Origin of the sequence: Nocardia iowensis, from assembly GCF_019222765.1 — a bacterium.
GTDB classification, from domain to species: Bacteria; Actinomycetota; Actinomycetes; order Mycobacteriales; family Mycobacteriaceae; genus Nocardia; species Nocardia iowensis.
Genome location: NZ_CP078145.1, coordinates 3,976,860 through 3,988,793 on the forward strand (window position 1 = coordinate 3,976,860; position 11,934 = coordinate 3,988,793).

The following is an 11,934-nucleotide window of genomic DNA, read 5'->3' on the forward strand; positions in this document are numbered from 1 at the left end:
CGAAACCGTGACTACCGACAGCACGGAAACGGGTCGATCGGACCGTCGCCTCGGGCCGCGCATGTGGCTCGTGCCGGTGGCGATCCTGGCTGTGTTCATGGCCCTGCTCGGCACGATGTATCTCGACTATGTGGTCGATCCGGAAGAGAACATGCACGACTTTCCGATCGCACTGGTCAATCAGGACGTCGGTGAAACCCTCGGCGCGCCGGGGCAGGAGCAGCGCGTCAACTTCGGCGACCAGGTGACCGAGGGGCTGAAGAAGGCCATCCCCGCCGACAAGATCGACTTGCAGATCGTCGCGGTGAACGAGGCGTCGCTGCGGATGCAGGACAACAAGGTGTACGGAACAATCGTGATTCCGAGCGATTTCAGCAAACGGCTGGGCATCCTCGGCGTCGGCAGCGTGATCCCCGGTGACATCGAGCGCCCGATCATCACCTTGCAGACCAATCCACGCAGCGGCGCCTTCGTCACCGAGATCGTCAATCGGATCGGTACCCAGGCGCTGGACCAGGTGAACAAGCAGGTCGGCGCGCAGCTCAGCGAGCAGGTGAAGACTCAGTTGACGCCGCCGCCCGGTGGGCCGCCCGCCCCCGAACTGAGCGGAGCCACCCGGGTGGCCCTCGCCGAACCGCTGCAGATCGTCGTCGAACCGTTCCATCCGCTGCCAAGCGGCACCGGCCAGGGCCTCACCGCGTTCTTCTACGCGCTGCTGCTTCTGCTGGCCGGGCTGGTCGGCTCGATGACCATTCATACGATGATCGATGCCCAGCTCGGCTTTGTGCCCACCGAATACGGGCCCTGGTTCGTGCACTTTCCGCCGACACCCATTTCGCGATTTCACACCCTGTTGATCAAGTGGGGTGTCATGGTGGTGACCGCGAATGTCGTTGCGGGAGTGTTCCTTCTGGTCGCAAAGGCGCTCGGCATGCCGATCGACCATCCGCTGGGCCTGTTCCTCTTCAGCGCCTTCGCCATCATCGCCGTCGGTATCACGGGCTTGTCGGTGCTTGCCGCCGTCGGCTCGGCGGGCCTGCTGGTGAACTTGATCCTGTTCATCATTCTCGGCCTGCCCTCGTCCGGCGGTACCGTGCCGATCGAGGCGACGCCGAAATACTTCGACTGGCTGGCCTCCTTCGAGCCGATGCACCAGGTGTTCCTCGGCGTCCGGTCGATTCTCTACTTCGATGCCAGCGGTCCGGCCGGCCTCACCAGGGGCGTCTGGATGGCGGCACTCGGTCTGGTCATCGGCCTTGTCCTCGGTACCGTGATCACCCGCTTCTACGACTACAAAGGCTTGCGGCGCACGGGAACCGGTCGTCCGGCAGTGGAGTAGCGCCTCAGGCGGTGATCCGGGCCTTTTGCCGAGCCGAATCTTGTTGTGCTGTCAGTGTTTCGCACCGGTAGGCGGCCAGCGGGGTCCGGACGCTGCGCCACAGCATGGCGAGGTTGCTGGTGCGGCGGACCGCGGCCATCTGGCCCTGTGAGTTGAGGTAGTAGGTGCGCAGTCCGCGGTTGAGATCTTTGAAGTAGTAGTGCAGGTTCTCGCCGCGGTCGAGCACCTTGGCGTGATACGCGTCGTGCACGTCCTTGCGGACCTCGACCAGGGTGGCACCGGTGCGGCGGGCCGCGGCGATCGCGCGGGCCGCGTGGATCGCGACGTTCTCCGCCATCGGGTGCAGCGAATGGCCCCACGAGTACGGGCCGGAGATCATCCAGCGGTTCGGGACGCGGGGCACGGCGGAGCTCTCGTACGCCTGCAGTCCGTGTTCGGCATAGAAGGTGCCGAGGTCGAAGCCGTTGCGTCCGAGGATCATTCCCGGCTTGTAGTATTCGGGATCGCTGAAAACCTGCTGGCCGGTAGCCAATACGATCACATCGAACTCGCGTTCCACGCCATCGGCGGACACGATGCCGCGCGCGGTGATTCGCTCGATCGAGTCGGTCACCAACTCGACGTGCTCGCGGCGGAACGCCTGCAGGTAGGCATTCGACGCGGTCGGCCGTTTGCCGAGCAACCCGTAGCTCGGTGCCAGCGACCTACGCAACGCTGGATCGTCCAGAACCAAACGGAGATAGGCGCGGTAAGCGCGTTTGGTGCCCCAGTCCGCCGCCCGCATCCCACGGGCCATCACCGAGTTCGGCAATCTGGTCAGGCCAAGGATCGCGAGGTCGAGCACGGCGAAGCTGCCCACGTCGATGGCCCGGCCGACCGGGCGCGCACTGAGCACGGTCTGCATCCACGGACGCAGCCGGAAGTCCGGTCGCGGCCAGCAGTACGAGGGTGTGCGCTGGTAGACGGTCAGCCGACTTACCTTGCCCGCCATGCCCGGAACGATCTGCACCGCACTGGCGCCGGTGCCGACCACGGCCACCCGCTTGCCGGTGTAGTCGTAGGACGGGTCCCAGCGTGATGGCTGCAGAACGCGACCGGCGAACTCGGCCGTGCCGGGAATATTGGGATCGTTCGTGTCCACGAACGCACCCACCGCGGTGATCAGGAACCGAGTGGTGAGCTCGCCGCCGTCCGCGAGCGTCAGCCGCCACAGGTGTGCGCCGTCGTCCCACACCTGACGCGCCACCTCGGTGTGGAACCGGAAGTGTGGACCGAGCCCGTGCTCGAGCGCCACCCGTCGGTGATAGGCGTTGATCTCCTCGCCACCGGGAAACATCCTGGACCAGTTCCGGTTTCGAGCGAACGAGTACTCATACCACGGCACCGGCACATCGACCGCGATGCCCGGATAACAGTAGTCGCGCCAGGTGCCGCCGAGGTCGCCGCCACGATCGACAATGACGAAATCGTCGATCCCCGCCTGCTTCAGCTTGATTCCGGCGACGATCCCGCTCGGCCCCGCACCGATCACCACCACCTCGTGGCCGGGCGTGCTCGGCTCGTTCCGCCCCCGCGTCGCCTGCGCCATCCGCCTACCTCTTCACTATCTGTCTGGGTCTGACAATCCACATTAGCTAAACTGTCTCAGAAAGTCATTAGCCGGTCGGCGAAGGCAGCGTCCTGGCGTTCGCTGATGTGGCGGCAGGCTTGTCCGTTCCCCTCTCGGCGGGCGCGGGTTCTGCGTACCCTGGGTCGGCGAGTTGCCCGGCGACCGCGATGTCACCCGAACTCCTTCGACCAGAGAGCCTTTCGTGACGACTGCCCAGTTTCCTGTTCCGGTCCGCGAGGTCGAGCGCAAGGTACTCGATCGAGTCGCCGAGTTGGCGGCGGGGTTTCGTGCCGTCGCGGCCGACTACGACGAGCGGGCCGAGATCGCGGTAGAACATCTGCGGGCGCTACACGACGCGGATGTCGATCGGGCGGTGTTGCCCGAGCGGGTAGGCGGGCTCGGGTTGAGTTACGCGGCGTTCGGGCGCCTGGTTTGTGTTCTCGCCGAAGCCGACCCGTCGACGGCGACGATCTGGACGATGCATGCCGGGGCGGGGGTCGCGCTCGCGGAATTCACCAGCGAGACGCTCGGCTCGTTCTTCGCAGACGAGTTCCTGGCGGGCAAGCGATTCGCCAACGCACTGTCCGAACCGGCCAGCGGGAACCGGTTTCTCAATCCCCAGCAGGACGCCGTTCCGGTCGCGGGCGGCTGGTCGCTCACCGGCGCGAAGCGGTTCGTCTCCGGCTGCGAGATCGCCCAGTACCTGCTGGTGAACGCACGCGTGGACGACGTGCCCGCGTTCTTCGGCGTCGTCCCCGACGAGACGGTCTCGACCATCCCGATCTGGGACACGCTCGGCCTTCGGGCGACGCGCAGCCAGCTGCTGTCGTTCGACAACACCTTGCTGTGCGCCGAATACCGTGGCAGGCCACCGGGTTTCGGTGATTTCGCGGTGATCCCGGCCGGGCTCCCGGCGATCTCGCTCGGCATCGCCGATGCGGCGCTCGCGGCGCTGGTCGAGCACGCACAGTCGCGGGTGATTCTGGGTAAGCCGCTGTCGCACCAGCAGTGGGTGCAACACGAGGTCGCCGACGTGCAGACCCGACTGGTGGCCGCCCACGCGCTGTACGAGCGCGCGCTGTGGGAGGCGGACAACGGGATGCCGAGCTTCTTTCCCAACCTGTCCCGGGCCAAGTATCTCGCGAACAAGGTGGCGGTGGACGTCGCGCAGCTGGGGGTGCGGGTAGGCGGTGCCTCGGGCTACCTCAAACAGTCACCCATCCAACGCCACCTGCGCGACGCCGAGGCCGGGCAGTTGATGGCGTACTCGACCGAGGTGATCGCGGGCGAGATCGGCAGGTTGGTGCTCGGCGTACCGGAGGGAGAGTAACCGGCCGAACCGCGCCGCCGCCCTCGGCACGGGCGGCTAGCTGCCCGGGCAGAGCCGCCGTGGCGCGGCATCTTGCGCGAGTTGGGCATCGACGCAGCCTGCCGGGAGGTCGCCGTAGGACTGTGTGCCGAAATTGGCGGTGACGGTCAGCTTGCCGTCGCCGAATACGGTGCGCTGCACCGAATGATCTGGGGTGAGCCACTGGAAGTCGGACATCGGTGCGGTGCCCGCTGCCTCGTGCAGTGGTGCGAAATACCGTTGGAGCCTGGCGATTTCGGCACCGTGCGTGCTGAGCTGGTCTTGGTCGAGCACTAGGTTGAGGGGTGTGTTGTTCAGTATCGCGGTCAGCGCCCGCATTGTTTGCTGTTGGGGGAGCTTGTAGTACGAGAGCTCCCAGCGGTCCAGGTTGATTACCGAATCGTGCAGGACGGTTTCGTACAACGGCACCCGGTAGGCCGGATCGAACATGGCCTTGGCTGCCGCCGCGGGTAGTTCGGCCGGTTGGAAGAAGGTGCGCGGGGCCCGCGCCGGTGCCCAGCCACCCCAGGTTTGCTTGTCCCGCTCCACCTTCCACAGCAGGTCCGAAACCGGTGTCTGGGAGCCGTGGTCGTAGGCGAGCACGGTGCTCGCCCACGCGCCAGCGGATTCCGATCCGAGCACCTGCTTGCGCTCTTCGGACAGCTTGCGCATGCGGGCGAGCCGATTGTCGCGGTCCCGATGCTGGTTCATCGGGTGGCCGGGGCTGTAGTCGTCGAAGAACTCGCCCGCGGCATCGACATCGAGGAAGTAGGTGTTCGCACCGTTCGCGGTGATGCTCGCGTATCTGTCGTCGAGTAGGCGCGGATTCTGTGCCAGTGCTTGGGAACTGAGGTAGCAGCCGCGATTGCCGAAGCCGGTCTCCGGCTGGCCGGCGGCGTCGTGCACGCAGCCGGTCGGCCACACCTGACCCGACCAGCGGGAGCTCGGGTTGTCGGCGGTGGCCGGGTCTTGCGCGTTCGCGTACGAATCGTAGGGCCCGGCAAGGTATCCGGCTTGTTTCGCGGCGTCGACGGCGGCGCGACTCATCGGGTCGTCGCCGGAGTCGTAGCCGAGCCACATGCGGCTCAGTCCGAGTTCGCGCATCTTCCCGATCGCTTCCGGTGTGCGCCCGTCGCCCCAGAGGTAGGCGTGAAAGGCACCGAGCAACTGGGAGATCGACGGATTCTCCCGGATCTTGTCGTCCAGCGAACGGAACCGGCCGTGCTGGAGCAACCAGGCGCGGTAATCCTTGGCCGCGGCCACGGGGGAGGTGTCGGTCAGGGCGAATGTGACCGCGTAGTCACGGGTGTCGGCTCTGGCATCGAATTCGTGTTCGGCCGTCGCCCGCAGTTTTCCGTCCGTGGAGGTCACCGTGAGGGTGGTGCCGATGTCGGTCGGCGCGATGTAGCTCACGCCTCGGTCACCGATGCGGTAGCTCCAGAACGGCATGGTCAGGCCGGAGGTGAGGTCGAGGGGATTGTCGACGAGTGTGGCGTCGGAGGAGTTCCAGAACGGGTCGCCGACGGGCAGTGACAGTCCCTCGCCGCGCGGGATCTGTAGTGCGACGGTGGCGGGATCGGTGCCGGTCACCGGCCAGGCCAGCCGCTCGTCGCGGTCGCTGCGCAGGACGATCCGGAGGCGGCCGTCCGCGGCGTCGGCGGAGACGGTCAGCCCCTTGTCCGGGTAGGTCCAGGTCGCTTGGTCGCCGATGATCCGGATCGGACCCGCCGCACCGAGCCCGTCGACAGCTCGGTCGGAAATCGTGACGCGTCCGCCGTCGTCGGTGATACCGGTGATCGACAGCGAGGCCGTGTCCACGTCCGCCTTTCCGCCGCCGATCGGGACCAGGACGTGGTCTCCGCGCTGCTCCGGTCGGGTGGTGTCCGGGTCACTGTCGCATGCCGTGACGGTCAGTCCCGCGATCAGCAATACGGTGGTGAGGGTGGCCCCGGCCGCGATCCTGCGGTGGGTGCGCTCGATGCTGCGACGTCTCATGCCCGGCAGGTTTCCGCGGCCGGATGAGAGTTCGATGAGACGCCGCCGGGTCCCGGGCCTGCGCGAATCGGATCCGTATCATCTCCGAAGATGCGGGTGTTGGTGGTCGACGACGAGGACGCGGTCCGGGAGGCACTGGTCCGCGCGATGGACAGCGAAGGTTACGAGACCCGCGCGGCGGGCGACGGCGCCGCGGCGCTCGCCGAGATCCAGCGGTGGCAGCCGGAGGTCGTGCTGTTGGACGTGCTGATGCCGTTCATGGACGGCCTGACCGCGTGCCGGCGGTTGCGGGCGCGCGGCGACCGCACCCCGATCCTGATGCTCACCGCCCGCGACGCGGTCGCCGACCGGGTCGACGGCCTCGACGCCGGTGCGGACGACTACCTGATCAAACCGTTCGACCTGGACGAACTCCTGGCTCGCGTGCGCGCGCTCGTCCGGCGCACATACCCCGACGACGGCGCCGTCCTGTCCTGTGCGGATCTCGTCATGGACACCACCGCCCACGAGGTCCGCCGCGGCACCCGCCTCGTCGAACTCAGCCGCACCGAGTTCGCGTTGCTTGAGGTGCTGCTGCGCAACGAGGGTCAGGCGCTGCCGAGGGAAACTTTGATCGAACGGGTGTGGGGAACCGGGCTCGGCTCCACCTCGAACTCGCTCGAGGTCTACATCCGCTACCTGCGCCGCAAGCTCGAAGCCGAGCGGGAACCACGACTGATCCACACGCTGCGCGGCATCGGCTACCGGCTGGCCCTGCCGTGAGGTTGCCCGGCTCGCTGCGCGCGCGGATCGCGCTGTTCTGCGTGGTCGCCATCGCGCTTGCGCTCGCGGGCATGGGTGTGGCGGCCTACGCCGTGGTCGCTCATCAACTCGACAGCTCCCTCGACCTCGGACTGCGCCGGGAAGCCACGCGCATCAGTCGCACCGTCGCCACGGACGCCGACGTCGCCACCGCCTCCGGGCCATGCCGGTATCTGACCGCGCCGAGCTGCGTCCAGGTCGTGGCCGCCGACGGGCACATCGAATCCGAACACGACCCGGACCAGCCCCTCCCGGTCGACGCCGCCACCGAAGAGGTCGCGGCGGGCACCCGACCGGCCTACTTCAGCGATATCAGCCTCGACGGTTATCCGCTCCGGATGTACACCGCGCCACTGCGTTCCGGCACCGCGGTACAGATCGCGCAGCGCTCCGACCCGGTCGACACCAGCCTGCGCCGCGTCGCCTACGCCCTCTTCGCCGCGGCGGCGGTCGGCACCCTGCTCGCCGTCGCGGCGGGATTCGCGGTCGCCCGCCGCGCTGTCGCCCCGGTCAGCACGCTGACCACGGCCGCCGAACGGATCGCCCGTACTCGTGACCCGCGGCACCACATCACTGTCCCCGGTCCTGACGAAATGCGGAGCCTGGCAAACAGTTTCAACACCATGCTCGACGAACTCGACCAGGCGCTGACCGCCGAGCGGAACTCCCGTGCCGCCCAGCATCGCCTGATCGCCGACGCTTCGCATGAACTCCGCACGCCGCTGACCGCCCTGCGCACCAATATCGACCTGCTTCGCCGAGCCACCCGCCTCACCCCGGAGCAACTCGATGAAACAGCGTCCGCCTTACGAATCCAGTCAGAGGAACTGTCCGGACTCGTCACCGACCTCATCGACCTGGCCCGCGCCGACGACCCGGCCGTCGTACCGGAAACGTTCGAGGATCTGCGTCTGGACACACTTGTCCTGGACTGCCTTCGTAGGGCCGAACGTCATTGGCCCACACTGATATTCGAGTCCGACCTCGAACAGACCGCGGTCAACGGTGTCGCCGCCCGGCTCAGCCGAGCTATCGCCAACCTGCTCGACAACGCGGCGAAGTTCAGCCCAGCCGACGGTGTCGTCCGCGTCGCACTGCAGCAGAACGAACTGACGGTCCGCGACCACGGCCCCGGCATACCCGCCGAAGACCTACCCCACATCTTCGACCGCTTCTACCGATCCACCACCGCGCGCGGCAAATCCGGCCACGGTCTCGGATTGGCCATTGTCGAGCAAGTGGCAGTCCTGCACGGTGCCAAGGTAACCGCCGAAAACGCGCCCGGCGGCGGCGCGCTCTTCCGCCTCACCTTTCCACGAAGCTCAGCACCTCATACCGGTGGGTGATTCGGCTTTCACCCTGCGGTGTGAGGTACCGCTAGACGGTGCGCGCCTAGCGTTGCGGTTATGGGCAGCGCGCAAACGGGTAGACGGAACAAGGCAGTGGTCATCGGCGGTGGTATCGCCGGATTGCTCACGGCGCGAGTACTTTCCGAGCACTACGGCAAGGTGGTAGTACTCGACCGCGACGTCGCACCGGCGGCGGGGGTGCGGCGTCGCGGCGTCCCGCAGTCGTTCCACCTGCATCAGATGCTGCCCCGCGGCGAACTGATCCTCGAACAGCTATTTCCCGGGTTCCTCGACGATGTCTTGCGGCTCGGCGCTTTTCCGCTCACGGATGCGGTGCTGAACTGGACCAATCGCTACGGGAAGATGCTGATGCCCGGCCCGGAGCAGGGCGCGTTCTACAGCCGAGGACTGGTCGAGCAGGTGATTCGCCGGCGTGTGGAGTCGATTGCCAACGTGCACTTCGACTATGCGCGCACCGTTGTCGATCTGTGTGCCACGGATGACCGCGCAAGGATCACGGGTGTCCGCTCTCGGCACAGCAGTCGGCCCGAATCCGGGACGACCATGTCGGCGGACCTCGTCGTGGACGCGAGCGGCCGTTCTTCCAAACTGCCGCAATGGCTTTCCGTGCTCGGCTACGCAACGCCACCGGATGAGGTCGTCACGTCCGGGATCGGGTACAGCACCCGCTACTACCGCGTGCCGGATGCGAAAAAGAATGCGCTGGCGCTGCTGGTGATCGAAAATGACTACACCGCGGGGATTCCGGCGGGCGGGGTGTTGAAGCGCATCGAGGGTGATGTCTGGAGTGTGTGCCTGTCGGGGATCGGCGGTCTATATCCACCGACCGATGCCGCTGGGTTCGATCTGGGCTTGACCCAACTGATCAGTCCGGCAATTGCCGAGGCACTGCGGGACGCGGAACCGCTGACCACTCCCCGTGGCTTTCGCATCCCGATCTGCGTCCGGCGCCATTACGAGCAGATGGAGCAGTGGCCCGCCGGGCTGCTGGTGCTGGGCGACGCGCTGTCCACGGTGGACCCGATCTACGGCCAAGGCATGACGGTAGCGGCGATCCAGGCCGAGAACATCGCCACCTGCTTGCGCGAACAGGACGGGCCGGACTTCGAGCGGGACGCGCTCCGGCGGTTACAGCGCGCCTCCTACCCGGCCTGGTGGCTCAGCGCACTCGAAGACCTGCGCTGGCCCGGCGTCGAGCACACCGGCGGCCGTCCCTTCAGACATGTCGGGTTGCTGCACAAGTACTTCGACCTCGCCGTGGAGCGGATGACCCGGCAGTTCACCGGCCCTGGAGCAGTACCCGATCCGACTTTCCTCAGCTACTTCGCCATGACGGGACTGCTCGTCGCGCCGGGCGTGGTCGTCAACGGCACCATGCTCGATGCGCTGCTGGACGGTGCGAGCACCGAGGCGGCGCAGGCGATACGCGAAGAGATCCGCGCACACGGCGAGCCGATCTCGACCGTATTGGCCGACGCGGTTCCCGCCGGCGGGTAGCGTACGCCCCCTAATTTGCCGCTGGCGTGCTCGGCTCGGAAGGAGAAGCATAGGCGTGCGGGAACGGCGCGCCGGGCCGCCTCCGCCATTGCTCGGCCACGAGATGGGAGCGGATTGTGCAGGAAGCCACCGATACCACCGACGCGCCGCCGGGTGCGTCCGAACTCGCGGAGTCCTATACCTGGGAGGTGATCCACGACGGCGCGACCGTCGAGTCGGGGGAGAACCGCCTAGGGGAATCGCATCCATTGACCGGCAGCACCGCGAGCCAGCACTATGAGATCGCCTGCGGGGTGTTCGAGCAGGCGTGCGACAGGGCGGTGGAGGAGCACCGCTACGAGGTGATGCTGGCGCGGGTCGAAGATCGGCCGGAACCGCGGCCGGTCACCGTCGTCTCGGTGATTCTGCGCTATTCCGACGGCAGTGTGGCGATATCGATGACGGCGCATCCGCGGCACCGGCCGATCACCGAAAAGGACATGATCGAGTACCGCGAATACCTCGAATGGGCCGAGGAAGACCACCGGCGCTACCTCGAGCGGAAGGCATTGGACGACGAAAGTGTCGCGCTGCCATGGGAATCCACCGAGGAGGAGGAGTGGCTGCCCGAGGAAACGATCGACCGGGCCGACCCGAGGCTGGCCCGCATCACCGACCTGGAGGGCGAGGCCGCCGACATCCGCGCCGAAGTCTTCGACCCGGACCATTGCCGCGAACTCCAGTTCCGGGCGGAACAGAAGCTGCGCGAGGCGCAGGCCGCCGCGGCGGAGGCGGCGCAGAGCGTTGACGAAGCCGCCCTCGACGCCGCCGAACGCGAGGTCACCCGCCGTACCGAACGCGTCACCCGCTGGGCCACCCTGCTCGCCGAAACCACCGCCGCCTACCTACAGGCCGGGGCACTCGACGCCGAAGCGGCACGGTTACGCCGCGCGCTGCAGACCGAGGTGCAGTCGATCGACGACTAGCCGGTGTCTACCGTGCGTTCTCCGGTAGACACCGGGCCAGCTCACAACGAAAGCAGCGCGCGCCGACCGATGCGCGGATCGGCCAACGGGCGCAACGCGATCCGCATCAGGGCAAGTGCGTTGTCGTCGCCTGCGATGCGGTTCGCCTTCACCGATCCACACGCGAGGCATTGATGCACCAGTAGCCATTCGCCGTCGTCGCGTGCGGACATGCTCACCGCGACCATCCGTCCACGACACGTTTCGGCCCGGTCGCCGGGGACGCGTCGGTCCACGTGGCGGCTGGCCAGACAGTGCGGGCAATGGTTGCGGTGGGCGGTGCCCGGTGCGCTGGTCGGCACGTCCATCCGGCATCCGACGCAGCGGAATGCGTCGCCGGATTCGCCTGCGCGCCCGTGCAATACGTCCTTGGCGCGCTGGGGGCGGCGCGCCGCCGGTTTTCTCCGTGGCATGTCGCACCCCCTACAGGTCGCCGAAAACTTCGAGCGGGAACGGTGGTTCGGCGAGCGGACGGACCGCCATCCGCATCAGGATGAGCTGGTTGTCGTCGCCGCACAGGGGGTGCAGCGCCAGTTCCTGACAGCGGGTGCAGCGATGTACCACGGCCCATTCGCCGGTGCGCAGCACGGCGATCGACAGCGGCGCCATCCTGGCTCGGCAGTCGGAGGTGCCACCCTCGACATGGTCGTGGGTGTGCCGCGAGTTCAGGCAGCTCGGGCAGTGGTTGCGCCAGCTGTTGTCGGGCGCGAGCGTCGCGACGACGAGGCCGCAGCGGACGCAGGTGAAGGTGTCGGTACGCAGCGAAGCGCTGGGACCGTGTGGAGAGGTGTTGTCTGACACCCGGATACTCCTTTGCTGAGGGCTGAATGCGTAAACAGCAGGAGCAGGCCGAGCGCGCCTCGAAGGTAGTTAGCGGCGGTTGGCTGTGCGGGCGTGGGCGAAACCGGTGCGGCTCGACTCCACGCGGTGAGGCGCGCGCGGCGCGGTCCGGGTCATAAACACTCTTTCTT

10 protein-coding genes are annotated in these 11,934 nt (G+C 67.1%); 6 read left to right on the forward strand and 4 right to left on the reverse strand.

The features are described from left to right. The first annotated feature begins 61 nt into the window (after positions 1-61). Positions 62-1,339, forward strand: a complete 1,278-nt coding sequence (locus tag KV110_RS18345) for a YhgE/Pip domain-containing protein (RefSeq protein ID WP_218478589.1) — start codon at positions 62-64, stop codon at positions 1,337-1,339. Positions 1,340-1,343: 4 nt separating this feature from the next. Here KV110_RS18345 and KV110_RS18350 read toward each other — a convergent pair whose 3' ends face one another. Beyond that, positions 1,344-2,927, reverse strand: coding sequence for a flavin-containing monooxygenase (locus KV110_RS18350; protein WP_218477517.1), 1,584 nt, complete (start codon positions 2,925-2,927; stop codon positions 1,344-1,346). A gap of 223 nt (positions 2,928-3,150) precedes the next feature. On the opposite strand from KV110_RS18350, the gene KV110_RS18355 reads away from it, so the two are divergent. Next, positions 3,151-4,278, forward strand: a complete 1,128-nt coding sequence (locus KV110_RS18355; RefSeq protein ID WP_246634621.1) for an acyl-CoA dehydrogenase family protein — start codon at positions 3,151-3,153, stop codon at positions 4,276-4,278. 36 nt (positions 4,279-4,314) lie between these two features. Here KV110_RS18355 and KV110_RS18360 read toward each other — a convergent pair whose 3' ends face one another. Continuing rightward, the gene (locus tag KV110_RS18360; protein WP_218477519.1) at positions 4,315-6,291 is read right to left on the reverse strand and encodes a glycoside hydrolase; all 1,977 of its coding nucleotides are present in this window, start codon (positions 6,289-6,291) and stop codon (positions 4,315-4,317) included. A 90-nt stretch (positions 6,292-6,381) separates the two neighbouring features. On the opposite strand from KV110_RS18360, the gene KV110_RS18365 reads away from it, so the two are divergent. The 4 genes from KV110_RS18365 (at position 6,382) to KV110_RS18380 (ending at position 10,924) form a co-directional block, all read left to right on the forward strand. Then, a complete protein-coding gene (locus KV110_RS18365; RefSeq protein WP_218477521.1) occupies positions 6,382-7,053 on the forward strand; it encodes a response regulator transcription factor in 672 nt (223 codons plus the stop codon). After that, positions 7,050-8,438 (forward strand): HAMP domain-containing sensor histidine kinase, encoded by a 1,389-nt coding sequence (locus KV110_RS18370; protein ID WP_218477522.1) that lies wholly within the window; start codon positions 7,050-7,052, stop codon positions 8,436-8,438. Before KV110_RS18365 ends, KV110_RS18370 begins: the two co-directional genes overlap by 4 nt. Positions 8,439-8,498: 60 nt before the next feature. Further along, complete coding sequence (locus tag KV110_RS18375; protein WP_218477523.1) at positions 8,499-9,959, forward strand: FAD-dependent oxidoreductase; 1,461 nt, start codon at positions 8,499-8,501, stop codon at positions 9,957-9,959. Positions 9,960-10,075: 116 nt separating this feature from the next. Continuing rightward, positions 10,076-10,924 carry a hypothetical protein gene (locus KV110_RS18380; RefSeq protein WP_218477524.1) on the forward strand — a complete coding sequence of 283 codons (849 nt, stop codon included), beginning with the start codon at positions 10,076-10,078 and terminating at the stop codon, positions 10,922-10,924. Positions 10,925-10,965: 41 nt separating this feature from the next. Here the strand turns inward: KV110_RS18380 and KV110_RS18385 are convergent, their stop codons facing one another. Together KV110_RS18385 and KV110_RS18390 are read right to left on the reverse strand one after the other, a co-directional pair. After that, positions 10,966-11,376: an RNHCP domain-containing protein gene (locus tag KV110_RS18385; protein WP_218477525.1), complete on the reverse strand. Its 411-nt coding sequence runs from the start codon at positions 11,374-11,376 to the stop codon at positions 10,966-10,968. A gap of 10 nt (positions 11,377-11,386) precedes the next feature. Then, a complete protein-coding gene (locus KV110_RS18390; RefSeq protein WP_218477526.1) occupies positions 11,387-11,764 on the reverse strand; it encodes an RNHCP domain-containing protein in 378 nt (125 codons plus the stop codon). Between the last annotated feature and the right edge of the window lie 170 nt (positions 11,765-11,934).

Excerpts from the sequence above, each read along its gene's own strand:
- KV110_RS18345 (WP_218478589.1), top strand. The coding sequence starts at position 62 with ATGTGGCTCGTGCCGGTGGCGATCCTGGCTGTGTTCATGGCCCTGCTC.
- KV110_RS18350 (WP_218477517.1), bottom strand. The coding sequence starts at position 2,927 with ATGGCGCAGGCGACGCGGGGGCGGAACGAGCCGAGCACGCCCGGCCAC.
- KV110_RS18360 (WP_218477519.1), bottom strand. The coding sequence starts at position 6,291 with ATGAGACGTCGCAGCATCGAGCGCACCCACCGCAGGATCGCGGCCGGG.
- KV110_RS18365 (WP_218477521.1), top strand. The coding sequence starts at position 6,382 with ATGCGGGTGTTGGTGGTCGACGACGAGGACGCGGTCCGGGAGGCACTG.
- KV110_RS18375 (WP_218477523.1), top strand. The coding sequence starts at position 8,499 with ATGGGCAGCGCGCAAACGGGTAGACGGAACAAGGCAGTGGTCATCGGC.
- KV110_RS18385 (WP_218477525.1), bottom strand. The coding sequence starts at position 11,376 with ATGCCACGGAGAAAACCGGCGGCGCGCCGCCCCCAGCGCGCCAAGGAC.